We start from the raw sequence: 21,389 nt of genomic DNA on the forward strand, positions 1-21,389 counted from the left end.
ACGATCCGAGCGGTGCATCAGAAAGCCCGTCCCGAGGCGACCGGCGTGGGCCAGCCATCGGCCCGCCGGCGTCTTCCTGCACCTCGATGCAGCGATTCGGACATGACACGTAAGGGGGCTATGCATGGTGGACTACGGGGCGTTTCCGCCGGAGTTCAATTCGGCACGGATTTATTCGGGGCCGGGCTCGAGTTCGTTGGCGACGGCGGCGTCGGCGTGGAGTTCGCTGGCGGCCGAGCTGAATTCGGCCGCGCTGAGCTACGAGAAGGTGGTCACCTCGCTGAGCAGCGAGGAGTGGACTGGCGCGGCGTCCGCAGAGATGGCGCAAGCGGCGGAACCGTTCGTGGAGTGGATGACCAGCACGGCGGCTCAGGCCGAGGAGGCGGCTACCCAGGCGCATTCGGCCGCGTCCGCCTATGAGACCGCGCTGAGCTCGTCGGTGCCGCCCCGCTGATCGCGTCCAACCGGACGCAGGCCACCGAGCTGCACGCGAAAAATGTGCTGGGGCAGAACACCCCGCTGATCGCGCAACTGGAGGCACAGTACGGCGAATACTGGGCCCAGGATGCCGCCGCCATGTATCGGTACGCGGGCCAGTCGTCGTCGGCCACCAAGGTGAGCCAGTTCCGCAAGGCGCCGCAGGTCACCAACCCGGCGGGAAAAGCCACCCAGAGCGCCGCGGTCACCAACGCGACGACCACCTCGCCCGCGAGCAACACGCCGAAAGCCCTGGCGGCGGCGTCCAGCGGTACGTCCGGCGGCTCGTCGGGATCCGCCGCGGCGGGCGGCGCGTCGAGCGCCGCCACGAAGTCGAGCACGGACCCGATGTCCGAGGCCTGGTTCCTGTTGACCGGGCAATCGAGCTTCCCGTCCAACCTGGGATCGCTGGTCAACGGCTACAGCCCGTTCGCGGGTCTGTTCTATAACACCGAGGGTCTGCCGTACTTCAGTACGGGTATGGCCAACTCCTTCACGCAGATCGCCAAGTCGGTGGGTGCCATCGGTGGCGCGGCTCCGGCCGTGGCCAAGGCGCTTCCCGGCCTCGGCGGGCTGGGTGGCATGTTGGGTGGCGGCGCGGCCGCCGCCCATCCGGTCGCGGCCCTGGGCGGCGCGACGTCCGTCGGTGGCAAGCTGTCGGTGCCGATCACGTGGTCCGGAGCGTCGGGGCCGCGCCGGCAGTGGGGCACGCCGTCCCGGTCAGCAGCGTCAGCGCGGCACCGGAGGCGGCCGGCGAGCCGGGGAATCTCCTCGGTGGCATGCCGCTGTCCGGTGCCGGTGCCGGCGGGCATGGGGTCGCCGGTCCCAAGTACGGCTTCCGGCCCACCGTCATGGCCCGACCGCCTTTCGCGGGATAGATTCAGCGCCAGCAGATCTCGAGCGGGTCCCGCGGCGCACCCCAGCGAACCCTCGCGCGCGCCGCCCGGGGGCGCTGCACCGCATCTGGTGTGGCCTTTATCTGCGGCCGGATTTTTACCCCGCGCCCGGGTCTTCGTATCGGCGCGATCCCCCGGAAAGGGGCCGCGAGGTCGGGGCGCTGAGCGGGTCGCGGATGGCCGCACCCGGATGTTCCCGCAGGTAGTGACCGTGCCGGCGAGGCGCGACCGATGTCGGCCCGATTCCGCCGCGGCGCCGGAACACCGCTTCCCAAAATGCCGCCGATGGGACGGCGGCCGAATCGCGGAGCGGCGATGCAGCGGTGAGTCGACCTAGCCTTCCGAGCAAGCAATTTCTTCATGGCCATCGCCGAGAGACCAGCTGCGAGGGGATAGATGTCGTTCGAGCCCGGTGCTTCGTAACCATGGACTTCGGGGCATTACCGCCGGAGATCAACTCCGGCCGCATGTACGCGGGACCGGGGTCGGGTCCGATGATGGCCGCGGCCGCGGCCTGGGACGGACTCGGCGCCGAGCTGAGCTCGGCCGCCAGCGGCTACACGTCGGTGATCTCGGAGCTGACCCATGCACCCTGGGTAGGCCCGGCGTCGTCGTCGATGCTGTCGGCGGTCACGCCGTACGTGAGCTGGCTGAGCGTGCTGGCCGCGCAGGCCGAGGAGACCGCGGGCCAGGCCAGGGCGGCCGCGGCGGCCTTTGAGGCGGCGTTCGCGATGACGGTGCCGCCGCCGGTGATCGCCGCCAACCGAGTGTTGCTGGCCAACTTGGTGGCGACGAATTTCCTGGGGCAGAACACGCCAGCGATCGCGGCCACCGAGGCGCAGTACATGGAGATGTGGGCCCAGGACGCGGCCGCCATGTACGGCTACGCCGGCTCGTCGGCCGTCGCCTCGGAGCTGCCGCCGTTGACGTCGCCGCCCAACACGACCACTCCGGAGGCGGACTCCGACCAGGCCGCCGCCGTCGCCAAGGCCGTCGCCGAGCCGGCCGGCAACACCGCGCAGACCACATCCCAGCTGGCGACCCCACAAGCGTTGTCGGCCGGCGCAACTCAAGCGGTGACCCAAGCGTCGACCACAACGACGGCGACCCAGCCGGGTCCGTTCACCTGGCTGCAGAACTTGATCAATGGATTCTTGACTTCCGGACTGCCCACCCCGACCAACAACTACGCCGGGCTGAACACCGGCATGTACGGCACCCTGCTCAAGCAGACCACGGGCCTTGCCTATTTCTCGACCGGCATAACGAGCTTCTGGTCGTCGATCGCCCAGCAGTTGACGTTCGGTCCCGGTGGTACCACGGCGGGTGCCGGCGGTGCCTGGTTCCCGACGCCGCAGTTCGCGAGCCTGGGGCTGGGCAACCTGGGTGGTGTGGGCCACGTGGGTGCGGTCTCCGCCGGCGTCGGCCAGGCCGGCCGGGTGGGAATGCTCTCGGTGCCCCAGCATTGGGCGACGCTGACCTCGTCGGTGAGCCCGGCGGCGCTGAGCGAGGAGGCCACTCCGATCCAGGCCGCGGCGGGCGGAGCCAATTCCCCGGCCAACGGCCTGTTGCGCGGCATGCCGGTCGGGTCGATCGGGCGACGCGGCGCCGCCGCCGGCTACGTCAACAAGTACGGCTTCCGCTACAGCGTGCTCACCCGCCCCCCGTCGGCCGGATAAGCGGCGGAATCAGGCATGTATCACCTCACCTTTATCCGCGGCCGGATTTTATCGCCGACCAGGACACATGCGCGCCCGGCCACGCAGACATCGGGCCGCGGCGCGCGTGGCGCACGGGCATTGAGCTCGGGTCATTCCCGCAGTTCACACCCGCTATCGAGGCCCCTGTTGGGGGAGTCGGCCGGCAACGAGGGGCCGGCCCAGGCAACTGGCGCAACGAAGCGCCGAGCGGCTATCACTCCGCTGGCCGGCGTGGCAGTGGCCACCAGCGCATTAACGTCGTTCACTACTCGACGCATCGATTCGAACATCACAGGTTAAGGGGCAGATTCGTGGTGGATTATGGGGCGTTCCCACCGGAGTTCAATTCGGCGCGGATCTACTCGGGTCCGGGGTCGGGTTCGTTCGTGGCTGCGGCATCGGCGTGGAGCGCGCTGGCGGCCGAACTCAACTCGGCCGCGCTCAGCTACGACAACGTGATCACCGCGCTGAGCAGCGAGGAGTGGACCGGCACCGCGTCCGCGGCGATGGCCCAAGCGGCCGAACCGTACGTCACCTGGCTGACCACGACGGCCGCTCAGGCCGAGGAGGCGGCCACGCAGGCGCGTGCGGCCGCCTCGGCGTATGAGACCGCGCTGGCCTCGTCGGTGCCGCCCCCGCTGATCGCAGCCAACCGCACGCAATCGCAGCAGCTGCAGGCGACGAACGTGCTGGGACAGAACACCCCGCTGATCGCGCAGCTGGAGGCCCAGTACGGCGAGTACTGGGCCCAGGATGCGGGCGCGATGTACAGCTACGCGGGCCAGGCGGCGTCGGCGACGAAGGTGACGCAGTTCCAGAAGGCGCCCGAGGTCACCAACCAGTCGGGCCAGGCCAACCAGGCCGCGGCGGTCACCAACGCGACGGCGAACTCGACGGCGACCAACACGTCGAAGACCCTGCAGTCGCTGGCGACGCCCGCGTCGACCACGACCACAAGCGCGACAACGGCGACAACGGCCGCCACCAGCACGACGGATCCGTTGTCGGAGGTCTGGTTCCTGCTGACCGGCCAGACCAGCCTGCCCACCAACCTGGGAACCCTGGTCAACGGCTACAGCCCGTTCGCGGGTCTGTTCTACAACACCGAGGGTCTGCCGTACTTCAGTACCGGTATGGCCAACACCTTCACGCAGATCGCCAAATCGGTGGGTGCCATCGGTGGCGCCGCTCCGGCCGTGGCCAAGGCGCTTCCCGGCCTCGGCGGCCTGGGTGGCATGTTGGGCGGCGGCGCGGCCGCCGCCCACCCGGTCGCGGCCCTGGGCAGCGCGGCCTCCGTCGGTGGCAAGCTGTCGGTCCCGGTCGCCTGGTCGGGGGCCCCGGCCGCGCCGGCCCTCGGACATGCGATTCCGGTCAGCAGCATCTCCGCCGCGCCGGAGGCGGCCGGTGGACCCGGAAACCTGCTCGGCGGCATGCCGCTCGCCGGCGCCGGTGCCGCCGGACACGGAGTCGCCGGTCCCAAGTACGGATTCCGGCCCACCGTCATGGCCCGTCCACCGTTTGCCGGCTGAGATCGGCACGGGCCGGAAATGGACGAAAGGAGGTCCCCGCGACACACCACCGGGAATGGTCGACGCATTGATTCTCTGGGACGGGTTAATCGACGATCAGCTTTTTATGCCGCTCGACGCGGCCGCAACGACCCGGGCGCCGATTACCAGCAACTTTTTCGCCTGGGGGCTGGTACCGTTTGCTATGACCGCCCCGCAAGGGGCAGCGGTCGAGGTCAGGCGCTGTTACTGTGTCGTTACCAAAAGTGAATTCGCAGTACCGCTAAGTGAACAATTGCAAACACCGGGCTTCCGCAGCGACTGGGGAGGCCCCAGTCATCTAGTCTCGCAGAGTCGGGGATTGAACTAGGAGGGAAAACAATATGTCGTTCGTGACCACACAGCCGGAGGCTTTGGCCGCGGCGGCCGGGAATCTGCAGGCTATCGGGTCGACCTTGAGCGCCCAGAACGCAGCCGCTGCAGCCCCAACGACGGGGGTGGTACCCGCCGCTGCCGACGAGGTGTCGGCTTTGACCGCGGCTCAGTTCGCCGCGCACGCGCAGATGTACCAAGCGGTGAGCGCCCAGGCCGCCGCGATCCACGAGATGTTCGTGAACACCCTGTCCACCAGCTCCGGTTCGTACGCCGCGACCGAAGCGGCCAACGCCGCCGCCGCCCTGTAGCTCGGACGGGCGGTTCGGGGGCTTGGGACAGGTCGTCGCCGAAGTGGGTTCCAACGTCATAGCGTCCCGCAACGCAACACGCACTCCGTCAACTCAAACGCCGCGGTTCGGGTTTGACGTCCGTCTCACCGTGACAGCACCCGGTGGCCGCCGGTTGACGGGAAGGGGGGGTCATTTCTATTCATTCGGCTCGGCGGTTGCGTAACGCGTAAACGATCCGGCCACCGTCTTCACCACATCACCCAGTAACCACGTAGCAAGGAGAACAGCCGACATGGCAACACGTTTTATGACCGACCCGCACGAGATGCGGGCGATGGCGGGCCGCTTCGAGGTGCACGCCCAGACCGTTGAGGACGAGGCTCGCAAGATGTGGGCGTCGTCGATGAACATCGCCGGCTCGGGCTGGAGCGGTCAGGCCCAGGCCACCTCGTACGACACCATGGGTCAGGTCAACCAGGCCTTCCGCAACATCGTCAACATGCTCCACGGGGTGCGCGACGGGCTGATCCGCGACGCGAACAACTACGAGCAGCAAGAGCAGGCCTCGCAGCAAATCCTCGGCAGCTAGCGCTGAAAACCGCAGCTGCGTAACATTCCAAGACATTAGGAGAACACCGTTATGAGCATTAACTACCAGTTCGGCGATGTAGACGCCCACGGTGCGTTGATCCGCGCCCAGGCCGCGTCCTTGGAGGCCGAGCACCAGGCCATCGTTCGCGATGTGCTTGCTGCCGGCGACTTCTGGGGCGGTGCGGGTTCGGTGGCATGCCAGGAGTTCATCACCCAGTTGGGTCGCAACTTCCAGGTCATCTACGAGCAGGCCAACTCCCACGGACAGAAGGTCCAGTCCGCGGGCAGCAACATGGCCAGCACCGACAGCGCCGTTGGGTCCTCCTGGGCCTAACCCGCAACTTCAGGCGCGGCAGCACACCACCCGTCGGTGTGCTGCCGCGTCCTGCGGTTACCGTGCAGTTTGGCTTGAGGTAACTAGGGACCAATTGGGGATTTGATGGACCAACAGAGCACCCGCACCGACATCACTGTCAACGTCGACGGCTTCTGGATGCTCCAGGCGTTGCTGGACATCCGGCACGTCGCGCCGGAGTTGCGGTGCCGGCCATATGTGTCGACCGACTCGAGCGACTGGCTCAACGAGCATCCCGGAATGGCGGTGATGCGCGAGCAGGGCATAGTCGAGAACGACCAGGTGAACGAGCATGTGGCCGCGCGTATGAAAGTGCTCGCCGCGCCCGACCTCGAAGTTGTCGCCCTGTTGTCCCGAGGCAAGCTCGCCTACGGCGTCCTCGATGACGAAAACCAGCCGCCCGGCTCCCGAGACATCCCCGACAACGAGTTTCGGGTGGTCCTGGCCCGGCGCGGTCAGCACTGGGTGTCGGCGGTCCGGGTCGGTGGCGAGATCACCGTCGACGACGTCGCCGTCGCGGACAGCGCCTCGATCGCTTCCCTGGTGATCGACGCGCTGGAGTCCATCCACCACGCCGAGCCCGCGGCGATCAACGCCGTCAACGTGCCGCTGGAGGAGATGCTGGAAGCGACGAAGTCCTGGCAGGAGTCGGGCTTCAACGTGTTCTCCGGGGGCGACCTGCGCCGGATGGGCATCAGCGCCGCGACGGTGGCCGCGCTGGGTCAGGCGCTGTCCGACCCGGCCGCCGAGGTTGCGGTGTACGCCCGCCAGTACCAGGACGACGCGAAGGGCCCGAGCGCGTCGGTGCTGTCACTCAAGGACGGCTCCGGCGGCCGCATCGCGCTCTACCAGCAGGCCCGCACCGCGGGCTCGGGGGAGGCGTGGCTGGCCATCTGCCCGGCCACCCCGCAACTCGTGCAGGTGGGCGTCAAGACGGTGCTGGACACGCTTCCCTATGGCGAGTGGAAAACGCACAGCAGGGTCTGACATTCGCGCGAAACACAGAGTTCACCAATGTCTTTGCACTCAACATGCGGTTGAGCTGCGAACACGGCATACTTCTCTCAAGGCATCAGCAAATCTCAAACCGGTGTCAACGACAACTCTTAATCGCAAGGCGAGGCAGATGGAATTCCAATTAGTCGGAATGCACTTTGCGGGGGGCCGCAGCACCTCGACGAGTACACCGGCGCACGCCCGCGCGCGACTGGCGGCACGGGCTCACACATTCATCACGATAGGGAGTGCAGGGCGATGACTGCGGTAGTTGAAGTACCACAGCCTGACGTAGAGGGAATCTCGCAGCCTCAGGCAGTCGTCGTCGGCGTGATGGCCGGCGCGGGTGTCCAGATCGGTGTCCTGCTGGACTCCAACGCCCCCGTCTCGGTGATGACCGAACCGTTGCTGAAGGTGGTCAACAGCCGGCTGCGCGAGCTCGGCGAGACCCCGCTGGAGGCGTCCGGCCGGGGCCGCTGGGCGCTGTGCCTGGTGGACGGCTCGCCGCTGCGGGCCACCCAGTCGCTGAGCGAGCAGGACGTCTACGACGGCGACCGGTTGTGGATCCGGTTCATCCCGGACACCGAGCACCGCTCGCAGGTCATCGAGCACATCTCCACCGCCGTCGCGGCGGACCTCAGCAAGCGCTTCGCCGCCATCGATCCCGTCATCGCGGTGCAGGTCGGTGCGACGATGGTCGCCGTCGGCGTGACGACCGCGGCCGGCCTGCTCGGCTGGTGGCGGTGGCACCACAACTCGTGGCTCCCGACGGTCTACGCGGGCGTGATCGGCGCCGTGGCGCTGGGCGTCGCGCTGCTGCTGTTGATGCGGGCTCACACCCAGCAGGAACGGCGTGTCGCCGACACCATGCTGCTGAGCAGCCTCGTACCGATCGCGATCGCGGCGGCGTCGGCACCGCCCGGCGGCGTCGGATCACCGCACGCGGTGCTGGGTTTCGGAGTCCTCACCATCGCGGCGATCCTGGCCCTGCGGTTCACCGGTCGCCGACTGGCGATCTACACCGCCATGGTCACCGTCAGCCTGATCGCGGCGGTGGCCGCGCTCGCGCGCATGGTCGCCATGACGAGCGCCGTCACGCTGTTCACCTGCGTCGTGCTGGTGTCGGTCATGGTGTATCAGAGCGCGCCGGCGATCTCGCGGCGGCTGGCCGGCATCCGGCTTCCCGTCTTCCCGTCGGCGACCAGCCGGTGGGTGTTCGAGGCCCGGCCGGACCTGCCGACCACGGTGGTGCGTTCCGACGGTGGCCCGCCGGTCCTGGAGGGGCCCGCCTCGGTCCGCGACGTGCTGACCCAGGCCGAGCGCGCCCGCTCGTTCCTGTCGGGTTTGCTGATCGGGCTCGGCGTGCTGATGATCGTCTCCCTGACGGCGCTGTCGGATCCGCACACCGGGCAGCGCTGGCTGCCGCTGCTGCTGGCCGGCTTCAGCGCGGGATTCCTGATGCTGCGCGGCCGCTCCTACGTCGACCGCTGGCAGGCCATCACCCTGGCCGGGACCGCGGTGCTGATCGTCGGTGCGGTGGTGCTGCGCTACGCGCTGGTGCTGCAGTCGCCGCTCGCCGTCTCGATCAGCGCGGCGATCCTGGTTCTGCTGCCCGCGGCGGGACTGACATCGGCGGCCGTGGTGCCGAACACGGTCTACAGCCCGCTATTCCGCAAATTCGTGGAATGGATTGAATACCTCTGCCTGATGCCAATTTTCCCGCTGGCATTGTGGTTGATGAATGTCTATGCAGCAATCCGTTACCGCTAACGGCAAGGTGTGGCGTGGTCGCGCGGCCGCCGCGACCCTCGCCGCCACCCTGCTTACGTCGGGCGCCCTAGCCGGCTTGCCGCCCGCGTACGCGATCTCACCCCCGACAATCGACGCCGGCGCGGTCCCGCCGGACGGTCCGCCGGGACCGGGGGCGCCGATGAAGCAGAACTCGTACTGCACCGAGGTCGGTGTGCTGCCCGGGACGGACTTCCGGCTGCAACCCAAATACATGGACATGCTGAACCTGCAGGAGGCGTGGCAGTTCGGTCGGGGAGCCGGCGTGAAGGTGGCCGTCATCGACACCGGCGTGACGCCGCACCCCAGGTTTCCGCACCTGATTCCCGGCGGTGACTACATCATGTCGGGCGACGGCCTGTCCGACTGCGACGCGCACGGCACTATCGTCGCGTCGATGATCGGTGCGGCGTCGGCCAACGGCGCCGGCGTGCCGCCGGCCGCACCCCGCAAGCCGGTCACCATCCCCACCACCGAGCCACCGCCGAAAGCGCCACCGCCGCAGACGGTGACGCTGTCACCGCTGCCTCAAACCGTGACGATGGTCCCGCCGCCACCGCAGTCTCAGGAACAGGCGCCGCCTGGACCTTTTGGCGCGCCGCCACCGCAACCGGCGGCTCCGCAGCCCGCGGGCCCGCCCCCGGGACCGCCGCAGGCGGGCCAGGGCCCCAATGGGCAAGCACCGGCGTCCAGTCAGGGCGGCGGCACGGTGACCATCCCCGGCTACGCCGGTGGCGGGCACGTCGCGAAGGTCGACAACCTGCGCGGCCCGCGCCCGCTCGACCCGCCGCCACCACCCCGCCGCCCCCGCCGCCGAAGGCCGGTCCGGACGCGTTCAGCGGCGTGGCCCCGGACGTGGACATCATCGCGATCCGGCAGTCCAGCCAGGCCTTCGGCCTCAAGGACGCCTATACCGGTGACGAGGATCCGCAGACGTCGGCGAAGATCGACAGCGTCCAGACGATGGCGCGGGCGATCGTGCACGCCGCCAACATGGGCGCCCAGGTCATCAACATCTCCGATGTGACCTGTATGAGCGCGCGCAACATCATCGACCAGCGGTCGCTGGGCGCGGCGGTGCGCTACGCGGCGGTGGACAAGAACGCCGTCATCGTGGCCGCCGCCGGCGACACCAGCAAGAAGGACTGCAAGCAGAACCCGCCCCATGATCCGTTGCAGCCCAACGATCCTCGCAACTGGAACGCTGTCACCACCGTCGTGACGCCGTCCTGGTTCAGCGACTACGTCCTGACGGTCGGCGCGGTCGACACCGAAGGCCGCCCGCTGAGCCAGGGCAACCAAGGCCAGGCGTCGACGAGCGTGGCCGGGCCGTGGGTCGGGATCGCCGCCCCCGGAACCGACGTCATCGGGCTGTCGCCCCGCGACGACGGCCTGATCAACGCGATCGACGGACCCGACAACACGCTGCTGGTTCCGTCCGGCACCAGCTTCTCGGCGGCGATCGTGTCCGGCGTCGCGGCGCTCGTGCGGGCCAAGTTCCCGCAACTGTCGGCGTACCAGGTGATCAACCGGTTGACCCGGACCGCCCGGGCGCCGGCGCGCGGCGTGGACAACCAGGTCGGCCACGGCGTCGTCGACCCCGTTGCGGCCCTGACCTGGGATGTACCCGACGGTCCGGTGAAGCCGCCGCAGCAACTGTCGGCACCGCTGAACATTCCGAAACCCGTCCCGCACCGCGATATGGTGCCAGTGTGGGTGGCCGCCGGCGGCTTGCTCGGGGCGCTGCTCATCGGCGGCGGAGTGTTCGGTACGGCGATGCTGATGAAGCGATCGCGGAAACAGCAATAGGGGCGGAGCACCTTTCATGAAGCGTCAGCGCAGGTTTGGGTTGTCATTGTCGTGGCCGCGACTGACCACCGTGTTCGTGGTCGATGTCGTGATCATGGTGGTGGCCAGCCACTGCCCCGAGTCCTGGCAGGGCACGTATCGCATCGCGTTCTGGGTGGGTGTCGGCCTGGCCGTGCTGGTGACGCTGCTGTCGCTGGTCACCTACCACGGCCTCACCGTGACGTCGGGGCTGGCCACCTGGCTGTGGGATTGGTCCGCCGATCCGGGCTCCGCGCTTTCCGCGGGCTGCACCCCGGCCCTGGACTACCAGCGCAAGTACGGGCGCGACAAAGTCGGCGTGCGCCAGCACGAGGGCCAGCTGGTCACCGTGATCGCCATCAACGGCGGCGACGACGACTCCGCCTCGCGCCTCCGTCACCGCAATTCGCCTCCCACCCTGCTGGTTTCGGCGGTCGCGTCGGGCCTGCGCCAGTTCGACGTCCACCTCGATGACGTCGACATCGTGGCGGTGAAGGTCCGCCGCGGCGGACCCGAAGCCAAGGCCGCCGAGTTGTCCAAGCTGGACGACTTCGGCCCGGAAGAGTGGGAGGTGGCCAACGGCGAGCCGACCTCCTACATTCGCCGCACCTGGCTGGTGTTGCGGATGAACCCGCAGCGCAACGTCGCCGCCGTCGCGGCCCGCGATTCGCTGGCGTCGACGCTGGTGGCCGCCACCGAGCGGCTGGCTCAGGATCTCGACGGGCTGACCTGCGCGGCCCGGCCGCTGACCGCCGAGGAGCTGGCCGAAGTCGATCGTGCGGTCCTGGCCGATCTGGAACCGACCTGGAGCCGTCCCGGCTGGCGTCGCCTCAAGCACTTCAACGGGTTCGTCACCAGCCTGTGGTTGTCCCCGTCCGACATCACCACCGACAAGCTGGATGAGCTGTGGGAGGACGAGACCGTCGCAACGGTGCTGACCATCCGCCTCACCTCGCGCGGCGGCCGGCCGCAGGTCTCGGCCTGGGTGCGGTATCACACGGAAAAGCGGTTGCGCAGAAACGTCTCGTCGGGCCTCAACCGTCTCACCGGACGCCAGCTGGCCGCGGTGCGAGCCAGCCTGCCCGCCCCGACGGCGCGCCCCTGCTGGTCGTGCCGAGCCGGCCGTTGCGCGCCGACGATGACGACCTGGCGTTATCCGTCGACCAACCGCGAGGGAGCTCGGCGGGCGTAGCTGTAGCGCAATGACGAGGCCGCAATCTACTGCTGAAGGCGCCCGGAACGCGATGGTCGCCGGCCTGCTGGCCTCGGGCGTCTCGGTCAACGGGCTGCAGCCCAGCCACAATCCGCAGGTTGCGGCGCAGATGTTCGCCACCGCCACCAACCTGGATCCGGGGATGTGCGACGCCTGGCTGGCGCGGATCCTGGCGGGGGAGCAGAGCATCGACGTGCTGGCCGGTGCGTGGTCCTCGATCCGGACGTTCGGCTGGGAGACTCGCCGCCTCGGGGTGACCGAATTGCAGTTCCGCCCAGAGGTTTCCGACGGGTTGTTCCTGCGGCTGGCCGTCACCAGCGTGGAGACGTTGGCGTGCGCGTACGCCGCCGTCCTCGCCGAAGCGAAACGCTACGAGGAAGCCGCGAAACTGATCGACGGTGTCGAACCCCGTCAACCGGTCGACGAGGAACTCGTCAGCTACGTCCGCGGCGTGCTGTACTTCCGCACGGCTCGGTGGCCGGATGTGCTGAATCAATTCGCCGAGGGAAAGAGCTGGCGGCAGCCCGAACTGAAGGCCGCGGGCGCGGCGATGGCCACCACGGCGCTGGCTTCGCTGGGTGTGTTCGAGGAGGCCTTGCGTCGCGGTCAGGATGCGATCGAGGGCGACCGGGTGCCGGGCGCCGCCAACATCGCGCTGTACACCCAGGGCATGTGCTTGCGGCACCTGGGCCGCGAGGACGAGGCCGTCGAGCTGCTGCGCCGGGTGTATTCGCGGGACCCGAAGTTCACCCCGGCCCGTGAAGCGCTGGACAACCCGAACTTCCGCCTGGTCCTGACCGACCCGGAGACGATCGAGGCCCGGACCGACCCGTGGGATCCGGACAGCGCGCCGACCCGCGCCGAGACGGAGGCCGCCCGCCACGCCGAAGAGGCGGCGAAGTACCTGGCCGAAGGCGACGCCGAACTCAACGCCATGCTTGGCATGGAACGCGCCAAGCGCGAGATCAAGCTGATCAAGTCGACCACCAAGGTGAACCTGGCGCGCGCCAAGATGGGTCTGCCCGTGCCGGTCACCTCGCGCCACACGTTGTTGCTCGGCCCGCCCGGTACCGGAAAGACCTCGGTGGCAAGGGCTTTCAGTAAGCAGTTGTGCGGGTTGACCGTGCTGCGCAAGCCCGTGGTGGTGGAAACCAGCCGCACCAAGCTACTGGGCCGCTACATGGCGGACGCGGAGAAGAACACCGAGGAACTCCTCGAGGGCGCCTTGGGCGGCGCGGTGTTCTTCGACGAGATGCACACGCTGCACGAGAAGGGTTACCAGCAGGGCGACCCGTACGGCAACGCGATCATCAATACGTTGCTGTTGTACATGGAGAATCATCGCGACGAGCTGGTGGTGTTCGGCGCCGGCTACGCCAAGGCCATGGACAAGATGCTCGAAGTGAATCAGGGTCTGCGGCGGCGCTTTTCGACCGTCATCGAGTTCTTCAGCTACACCCCGGACGAGCTGGTGGCGCTGACCCGGCTGATGGGCCAGGAGAACGAAGACGTGATCACCGACGAATCGGCGCAGGCGCTGTTGCCGTCGTACACGAAGTTCTACCTCGACGAAAGTTATTCGGAGGACGGCGATCTCATCCGCGGCATCGATACGCTCGGCAACGCCGGTTTCGTGCGCAACGTGGTGGAGAAGGCCCGCGATCACCGGAGCTTCCGGCTGGACGACGAGGACCTGGATGCGGTGCTGTCCAGCGACGTGACCGAGTTCAGCGAGCGGCAGCTGCTGCGGTTCAAGGAACTGACCCAGGAGGATCTGGCCGAAGGCCTCAGCGCGGCGGTCGCCGAAAAGAAGTCGGACTAGCCGCGGACCCGCGGGCGAACTGGCCCGCGCGTGGCGGTAAGGTGAATTGTTGCGATCGAGTGGTAGTTAGGGTTGACTTACCTTCGCTTCTTTGCAACGATAACCATTGCAAGCACCTCGTTAGGTGAGGCGTCTGCACGGACACAGGCCACTGACCTCGAACGTCGAAAGACGCCCAGGGTCAGGACAGCTCTTCCCGGCTTAAGGGTTGAGCCCAAGTGGCTTCCGGACTTCGTTGGCCGGATACGCCGTGTGGTGCCAAAGCTCTGACGAGAGGGGTGCCGCAACCGGCTGTATCGCCCGGTTGTTCCTCCCCGTGTGCGCTGTGCGGCGCCCCCGCGTGCCCTGGCTTAGAGGAGGTGAGAGCGAATTAGTCCCGATGACAGTCCGTATGCCAGATCGTTGACCATTTCGCGTCGATCCGATCTCGGCATCGCATTTTCCTGAATTGGCTTGTAGCTAGCCAATTTTCGTAACACGCGCGCTCTGACATGTGGTGTAGGCGCGCGCCCGCGGCTGGCCAGAATCTCTGGCACGCCGACTTCTTCGTGGGGAGATTTGTGATGAATTTTGTTACCGCACAGCCGGAATCGCTGGACATTGCCGCCAGCCGGTTACACGAGATCGGTTCGGCCCTGACCGCCCAGAACTCAGCCACCGCCGCCCCGATGACGGGAGTGGCGCCCGCCGCCGCCGACGAGGTATCGCTGCTGACCGCCGCGCAATTCGCACGGCACGGCCAGACTTTTCAGGCGCTCAGCGCCCAAGCCGCGGCGATACATGAAAACTTCGTGACCACCTTGCAGGTCAGCGCCGGATCGTATGCGGCCACCGAGGCGGCCAACGCCGTCGCGGCCCGCTGAACCCTAAAGGGGGGACCATGTTGGATTTTGCGGCGCTGCCGCCGGAAATCAACTCGGCCAGAATGTATTCCGGCCCGGGATCGGGACCGATGCTGGCCGCCGCTGCCGCCTGGAACACAATGGCCGCCGAGATGCGTGCCGCGGCAGCCTCTTACGGCTCGGTAGTAACCGAGCTCAGCAGTGAAGGCTGGCTGGGTCCTTCATCGATGTCGATGTTGGCCGCGGCAGCGCCCTATCTGGCGTGGCTGGACGGCACCGCCACCCAGGCCGAGGAGGTCGGCAGCCAAGCCTTCGCCGCCGCCACCGCTTACGAGTCGGCGTTTGCGATGACGGTGCCCCCGGCGGTGGTCGCGGCCAATCGGGCCCAACTGGCGATGCTGGTGGCGACCAACATCTTTGGTCAAAACACCCCGGCGATCGCCGCCACCGAAGCGCAATACGCCGAAATGTGGGCCCAGGACGCGGGCGCGATGAACGGCTATGCCACCGCATCGAGCGCGGCGGCACAATTCACGCCATTGGCCACACCGCAGTCGAACACCAACGCCGACGGCGTGGCTGGCCAAACCAACGCGGTGGCTCAGGTGGCTCAAACGCCGGCCGGTGCCGTCCAGTCGAACCTGTCGTCGGCGGCCAGCGGTTCCAGCTCCTCGTCTCCCGGGTCGGTGTCGTCGTATCTGGCGGGCCTGCTGAGCGGATCGGACAATTCGGCCTTCGGCACCTTCACGAATGGCAACTTCTTCAGTACCGCGGTGGTCAACGGTGCTCTTGCCGGTGGCCCGTTCAACCCGCAATTCATCATTTCGTCGCTCCAGGGCGTCCTGGCGGCGCAGCACGCCACGGCGCTGGGGGGCCTCGGGGACTTCGCCGCGGATGCCGACGGCGTCGCGGCTGCCGACCTGGCATCGAACACGGTGGGGTCTGCCGGCCTCGGCGGCGCATCCGCCGGGGTGGGTAACGCGCATCTGGTGGGGTCGATGTCGGTGCCGCAAAGCTGGGCGTCGGCGGCCAATATCAACCCGGGTCAAACCGCCGTGCAGGCCACCGGCGTCACCGGTCTCACTGACGCCGGCGCAGCGCCGGCGGCGGGCGGACCCGGGGGCGTCGCGGGTCCGATGGGCGGCACCGGTAGGCGACTGCGCCGCGCCATTCCCAAATACGGGTTCCGACCCGTCGTCATGCCACGTCCGCCGGCCGCCGGCTGAGAACTCTGGAGAAGATGTCATGTCGCTTTATGTTGGATTGCCGCCGGAAATCAACTCGGCCAGAATGTATTCCGGCCCAGGCTCGGAATCCATGCTGGCCGCCGCCGCCGCGTGGAACGCCGTTTCTGCTGAAATGCGCTCCGCTGCAACCAATTACGAATCGGTGATCGCCGCGCTGACCAGCGAAGGCTGGTTCGGGCCGTCCTCGGCGAAAATGTCGGCTGCGGTGGCACCTTTCGTCGAGTGGCTCAACGCCACCGCCTCGCAGGCCGAGCAGGCCGGCACGCAAGCCAACGCGGCCGCGGCAGCCTATGAGGCCGCGTTCGCCGCGACCGTGCCGCCGGCGGCGGTCGCGGCCAATCGCACCCAGCTGACGAACTTGGTGGCGAGCAACATTTTCGGCCAGAACGCCGGATTGATCGCGGCCAACGAGGTCCAATACGGCGAGATGTGGGCTCAAGACGCGGCCGCGATGACGAACTACAGCGCGGCCTCGCGCGCGGCAACCGAAATGACGCCGTTCCAACAGCCGCAAGCCGCCACGACCAGCGACGGCGTCGCGCAGCAAGCCGTCACGGTTGCTCAAGCCAGCGGCGCGACCAGCGCCAGCGACCCGTCGGGTGGACTGCTTGCGTGGCTGGGACTGGCGCCCAATACCAACGGCGCCGGCCAGTCCGGTCTCGCGGGACTCATGAACTTCTTGGATGGATCCGACGGGAACGTGTTCGGAAGCTTCCTCAACAATGCCTCGGTCGCCAACTTCTCCAACGCGTTCACCACCAGCGGGCTGCTGAACCCGACGTCGTTCATCGACGCGGCGGTCAACATGAACTCCATCTCCTCCCTGAACGCCGTCGACTCAACCACGTCGGGACTGGGGGTCCTTGCCGCCGGACTCGGGGGGACCGCGAATCTGGCGTCGGTGACCGCGCCCGGCGCGGCAGCGGTGGCGGGCGTGGGCCAGGCGAGCCTGGTTGGGGCCCTGTCTGTTCCGCCGGCCTGGGGCGCCACCGGGGCGGCGATCACGCCACTGGCGGCGACGACTCAGGTCGGCCTGGGCGCCTACCACGGCTTCGGTTCCGCCACCCCGATGGTGATGGAAGAGGCTGGGGCGGTGGGCATGCCGGGTGTGCCCCTGGCTGGCATCCCCGGTGGGCATGAGGAGGAGTTCTCTGAACCTATGTACGGGTTCCGCCTCCGCATCATGGGTCGCCCGCCGGCGGCCGGCTAGGGAAGGGAACTTTCGACATGCGATTCCTACCGTTTCTGGCCGGCGCCGTTGCCTTCGCCGGCCTGGCGCTACCAGCGCACGCCGATTCCGATGACGACGCGTTCCTGGCCGCCCTCAATAAGGCTGGAATCACCTATCAGAACCCCGACCGCGCAATAAAAGCCGGCCAAAAGGTGTGCGACTTGGCCAATTCAGGCACCACGGAACTCGACATCATCAGGGACGTCCACGACCTCAACCCGGCCTTCACCACCGCAAAGGCTGCCCTGTTCGTCCAGGCCGCCGCCAGCGTCTACTGCCCTGACCGTCTATCCGCCGGCGATGGCGGGACAAACCCCCGCACCCCTGGCTGACGCATCGGAGGCGGGAACCGCGTCCGCACGGGGCCCCGGAGCCGCCGTGCCCGTGTGTGGCGGGTCCCCCTGGCCGGGCGCAATCGCCGGACGTAGCTTGCGCGTCGGGGCCTCTTCACGCGACGCAACCGGTTGTGGAGTTGGCCGGGCGGCCCGTTGCATTTCCACCACACAAACCCAGAGATCCGGCCCGTTAGCAACTTCTCACACCGCGGTTATCAACCCTGTGAGGGCATCGAAAACCCCAGCGATCAGCGAATAACGCCTCCCAGGAAATTGTCAGTAGCTAATCAGTGCTAGAGCAGACTGACCGCGTCTACTCGTATGAGGAAACCTGAGGAGAACGGTATGACGATCAATTGCCGGTCCGGCGATAGAGGGACCCGCGGTGCCCTGATTCGCGGCCGGGGCGCGCTCTCGCACGCTGAACATCTGGCGGTCGTTCGTGCTGCCGTGGCCGTTGCCGGCGACCCTCGGAGCGCTACCTCCGCGGTCGTCCGCGCGAGGTCATCACCGGTGGTTGGACTACGACGGCCGGGCGATTTACCGGCGGGGCAATTCCTATGGACAGAAGGCTCGCCAAGGCCCGGGATGCGATAACAACAAACCGATAAACGAACAACTTAGCGATTTACTGAAACCGATAGGGGAGGTTGTCAAGATTCGCGATCGGACACAATAGCGGTAGAATCGGGTCAATTATCAGGTCGGCATGGCGCCGATTTTCGCACAGAATCAGCCGAATTAACAGACCAACGGACTAATGACATTTAGCCGCGGCTCAACGCTGCTCACAATTGCCCTTACCGGTGATTCATGCCACTAATTCACCCGGCGCCATGTGCGGTTCTCACACAGCTCACGACGGCGCGAACATGTTTGTTTAACAAGCGTTTACCTCACGGCTACGCTGGACGAAATAACTGATCGGCACCATCGTCGGTGCAAAAGCAACGTGGCTTGACTAGTCGTTCGGGCGCCATTCAGGCGCCGATTCAGAGCTAGGAGCAGGATGGCTTTGTTGTCTGCAGTACATGGAATCTGCACATGTATCTCGTAGCAGATTTGATGAATTCCCTTAGAGCTGCGACTTTGTCGATGCCCGGGCCGCAACTGCGTGCCTACCATGGCCGCCAGATGAGGGACCGGAGGTTTTAGATGTTGGATTTCGGGGCTTATCCGCCGGAATACAACTCGGGGCGGATGTACGTCGGAGCGGGGTCGGGGCCGCTGCTGGCCGCGGCGGCTGCCTGGGACGAATTGGCCGCGGAGCTGCAAAGCACGGGGGCGTCGTACAGCTCCACAATCGAAACTCTTGCGACGGGTCCGTGGACCGGCCCCTCCTCCATCGCGATGGCGGCCGCGGCGGCGCCGTACGTGGCGTGGATTCACGCCACCGGTGCGCAGGCCGAGCAGGCGGGCGCCCAGGCCAAGCTCGCGGCCGGGGCCTACGAGGCCGCGTTCGCGGCGACGGTTCCGCCGCCGGTGATCGCCGCCAACCGCTCGTTGCTCGCGACCTTGGTCGCCACCAACATCCTCGGCCAGAACACCCCGGCGATCGCCGCCACCGAAGCCCACTACATGGAGATGTGGGCGCAGGATGCCGCCGCCATGTACGCGTACACAGCGGCTTCGGCGAGCGCCTCTCAGTTGACCCCGTTCGCCGAGCCGCCCCGGACCACCAACGACTCGGCCGGTCCGACGCAAGCCGCCGCGGTCGCCCAGAGCACCGGGCAGTCCAGCGGGGCTACCGTCAGCCACCTGTCCCAGCTGAGCACCACGACGGCGCCGGCGGCACAGGCCGCGAGCAACGCCAGCACCACGCCGACGGCGGCGTCCGGTTCGTCACTCACCCTGCCGAGTGCGATAACCAACTGGAACGAGTTCTGGTCGGTCGCCACCGGGCCGTTCTCCCCGCAGTCCTGGAGCAGCATCCCGGGTGGCCCGTTCCTGTCATTCGGCCAGGCCTACGCCTGGGGCCAGAACGGGCAAGGCGCCGCCGCCTATCTGGCCGGGCCGAAAGCCATCTCCGGGGCGTTGGCGCCGCTGACCAGTGGCGCCAACGCCGTCAAGCCCATGCTGAGCTCCGCGGTCGGGGCGGGGCAGGCGTCGGGGTCGATGGGCAAAGCCGCCCTGGTCGGCAGCATGTCGGTGCCGCAGGGCTGGACCGAAGCCGCCCCGGCGATCAGAACACTCGCCCAGGGGCTGCCGACCAACTTGGCGGCGGCGCCGGCCGCGATGGCCGCCGAGGAGGGCGTCTTCAACCAGATGGCCCTGTCCAGCCTGGCCGGCCGCGCCGTCGCGGCCGCCGCAACCCGGCCGGCCGGGGGAGCCGGGACGGTAGTGGGCTCGCTGGGCGGCGTTGCCGCCGAGGCCGATCCGGCCGCGGCCACCATCATCGTGATCCCGTGTGTCGAGGAGTGATCGCGATGACCAAACCGGTTGGCACCCAAGCGCTGTCGATCCAGGCAGCCAGGTAGGGGGTACGCGAGATGTTTTACGGAGCCTTTCCGCCGGAATTCAATTCGGGCCGGATGTACAGCGGGCCGGGCGCGGGGTCGTTGGTGGCCGCGGCGACGGCGTGGCAGAACCTGGCCACCGAATTGCAGTCCACCGCGACGTCGTATTCGTCGGTGCTCTCGAGCCTGACCGCCGGGCCCTGGGTGGGTCCGTCGTCGGTCGCCATGGCGAGCGCGGCCACCCCGTATGTGGCCTGGATGCAGCAGACCGCCGCGCAGGCCGCGCAAGCCGCGGCGCAGGCCACCGAGGCGGCCGCCGCCTACGAGACGGCATTCGCGGCCCACGTGCCGCCTGCCGTGATCGCGGAAAACCGGGCCCTGCTCGCGCAGCTGGTAGCCACCAACCTGTTCGGGCAGAACACGTCGGCGATCGCCGCGAACGAGGCCCAATACAGCGAGTTTTGGGCGCAGGACGCCACCGCGATGGACACCTACTTCGCCTCGTCGGCGACCGCGTCCAACAAACTGACGGCGTTCAGCCCGGCACCCAAGACCACCAATGAGGCTGCGGCGCCGATGCAAGCCGCGGCGGTGAGTTCGGCGGCCAGCACGCCGGCCGCCAATGTGGCGAACACCGCGGCGAGCGCAGCCACGACCACTCTGCCCTACAGCGGATTGTTCTCCGGCCCGGCGAACCTGGCCTATCTCTACAACCAATTCGTCACGGGCCTCCTGAACGGGCTCCCGGGCGGGTCGAGCTTCTACACGGGCTTGTACAACGCGGTGAAGGTGCCGCTTGGCCTGACGACGCAGTTCAACGACGTCGGGTTGCTGATCAACTTCCCGTTGTCGCAGTGGCTCAAGTTCGCCCCACCCGTCGGGTATGGGGCGCTGCCCAAAGACGCGCTGGGCGCCGGGCTGGGGGCGCTGGGTTTCGGTCGCGGCACCCTGTACAGCTCGATCAGTCCGATCGCAGGGATGGGAAATGCCGGCACGCTGGTCGGGAAGTTGTCGATCCCGCCGAGCTGGGCCACGGCCACCCCATCCATCCGGACCGTCGCCGCCGCCCTGTCGGCCGCCGGAACCGAGGCCGTGCCCGCTTCCGCGCTGGGCCAGGGGAGTCTGTTCAGCTCGATGGGGCTGGCCGGAATGCTGGGCAGCGCCGTGGGCGCCGGTGGTCCCACCGTGGCGCGGGCGGGCGTGCGCAACCGGATGACCCCGATCAAGGACCTCAAAGACAAGCAATCGCCGGAACAACTGAAACGCCTTGTCGCACAGATCTCGGAGAAGCCGGAAACCGTCCAGCACCACAACGTCGATCAGGAGAACCTCGACGCGCTCCTCGAACAGCTGGCCAAGAAACCCGGCATCCACGCGGTGCATCTGAAAAAGGGTGGCAAGTCGAAGGTTCTGCCAGCCGATGCCCAATCCGGTTGACGG

At 67.7% G+C, this 21,389-nt stretch carries 15 protein-coding genes, 3 pseudogenes and 1 riboswitch; all 18 genes and pseudogenes read left to right on the top strand.

Annotation, left to right across the window (positions count from 1 at the left end):
- The first annotated feature begins 124 nt into the window (after window positions 1–124).
- The 18 genes and pseudogenes from B9D87_RS27365 (at window position 125) to B9D87_RS05605 (ending at window position 21,386) form a co-directional block, all read left to right on the top strand.
- Window positions 125–1,355: pseudogene (locus B9D87_RS27365) on the top strand (PPE family protein).
- Window positions 1,356–1,798: 443 nt separating this feature from the next.
- Window positions 1,799–3,052 carry a PPE family protein gene (locus B9D87_RS05525; RefSeq protein WP_007771422.1) on the top strand — a complete coding sequence of 418 codons (1,254 nt, stop codon included), beginning with the start codon at window positions 1,799–1,801 and terminating at the stop codon, window positions 3,050–3,052.
- Between the two features lie 332 nt (window positions 3,053–3,384).
- Complete coding sequence (locus tag B9D87_RS05530) at window positions 3,385–4,602, top strand: PPE family protein (RefSeq protein ID WP_007771420.1); 1,218 nt, start codon at window positions 3,385–3,387, stop codon at window positions 4,600–4,602.
- A gap of 55 nt (window positions 4,603–4,657) precedes the next feature.
- A complete protein-coding gene (locus B9D87_RS26825) occupies window positions 4,658–4,951 on the top strand; it encodes a hypothetical protein (RefSeq protein WP_148664685.1) in 294 nt (97 codons plus the stop codon).
- Window positions 4,952–4,964: 13 nt separating this feature from the next.
- Entirely contained in the window at window positions 4,965–5,264 is a 300-nt protein-coding gene (locus B9D87_RS05535; protein WP_007771419.1) for a PE family protein, read from the top strand.
- A gap of 274 nt (window positions 5,265–5,538) precedes the next feature.
- A complete protein-coding gene (locus B9D87_RS05540; protein WP_007771418.1) occupies window positions 5,539–5,835 on the top strand; it encodes a WXG100 family type VII secretion target in 297 nt (98 codons plus the stop codon).
- Window positions 5,836–5,886: 51 nt separating this feature from the next.
- Window positions 5,887–6,171 carry a WXG100 family type VII secretion target gene (locus B9D87_RS05545; RefSeq protein ID WP_007771417.1) on the top strand — a complete coding sequence of 95 codons (285 nt, stop codon included), beginning with the start codon at window positions 5,887–5,889 and terminating at the stop codon, window positions 6,169–6,171.
- Between the two features lie 105 nt (window positions 6,172–6,276).
- Window positions 6,277–7,179 carry an ESX secretion-associated protein EspG gene (locus B9D87_RS05550; RefSeq protein ID WP_007771416.1) on the top strand — a complete coding sequence of 301 codons (903 nt, stop codon included), beginning with the start codon at window positions 6,277–6,279 and terminating at the stop codon, window positions 7,177–7,179.
- A 267-nt stretch (window positions 7,180–7,446) separates the two neighbouring features.
- Complete coding sequence (gene eccD, locus B9D87_RS05555) at window positions 7,447–8,958, top strand: type VII secretion integral membrane protein EccD (protein ID WP_007771415.1); 1,512 nt, start codon at window positions 7,447–7,449, stop codon at window positions 8,956–8,958.
- Window positions 8,936–10,785 (top strand): annotated as a pseudogene (locus B9D87_RS05560) (type VII secretion-associated serine protease mycosin). Before eccD ends, B9D87_RS05560 begins: the two are co-directional and overlap by 23 nt.
- A 16-nt stretch (window positions 10,786–10,801) precedes the next feature.
- Window positions 10,802–12,009, top strand: a pseudogene (gene eccE, locus B9D87_RS05565) (type VII secretion protein EccE).
- Window positions 12,006–13,838, top strand: a complete 1,833-nt coding sequence (eccA5, locus tag B9D87_RS05570) for a type VII secretion system ESX-5 AAA family ATPase EccA5 (protein WP_007771412.1) — start codon at window positions 12,006–12,008, stop codon at window positions 13,836–13,838. Before eccE ends, eccA5 begins: the two are co-directional and overlap by 4 nt.
- Window positions 13,839–13,947: 109 nt before the next feature.
- Window positions 13,948–14,123: riboswitch (M-box (ykoK) riboswitch) on the top strand.
- A gap of 278 nt (window positions 14,124–14,401) precedes the next feature.
- Window positions 14,402–14,701, top strand: coding sequence for a PE family protein (locus tag B9D87_RS05580; protein WP_007771411.1), 300 nt, complete (start codon window positions 14,402–14,404; stop codon window positions 14,699–14,701).
- Window positions 14,702–14,718: 17 nt separating this feature from the next.
- Entirely contained in the window at window positions 14,719–15,906 is a 1,188-nt protein-coding gene (locus tag B9D87_RS05585) for a PPE family protein (RefSeq protein WP_007771410.1), read from the top strand.
- Between the two features lie 19 nt (window positions 15,907–15,925).
- Entirely contained in the window at window positions 15,926–17,137 is a 1,212-nt protein-coding gene (locus B9D87_RS05590; protein WP_040629880.1) for a PPE family protein, read from the top strand.
- Window positions 17,138–17,154: 17 nt separating this feature from the next.
- Complete coding sequence (locus B9D87_RS05595) at window positions 17,155–17,490, top strand: DUF732 domain-containing protein (RefSeq protein ID WP_007771408.1); 336 nt, start codon at window positions 17,155–17,157, stop codon at window positions 17,488–17,490.
- A gap of 1,158 nt (window positions 17,491–18,648) precedes the next feature.
- A complete protein-coding gene (locus B9D87_RS05600) occupies window positions 18,649–19,914 on the top strand; it encodes a PPE family protein (RefSeq protein ID WP_007771407.1) in 1,266 nt (421 codons plus the stop codon).
- Between the two features lie 68 nt (window positions 19,915–19,982).
- Window positions 19,983–21,386: a PPE family protein gene (locus B9D87_RS05605; RefSeq protein WP_007771406.1), complete on the top strand. Its 1,404-nt coding sequence runs from the start codon at window positions 19,983–19,985 to the stop codon at window positions 21,384–21,386.
- The last annotated feature ends 3 nt before the right edge of the window (window positions 21,387–21,389 follow it).

This window comes from Mycobacterium colombiense CECT 3035 (assembly GCF_002105755.1).
Lineage (GTDB): Bacteria > Actinomycetota > Actinomycetes > Mycobacteriales > Mycobacteriaceae > Mycobacterium > Mycobacterium colombiense.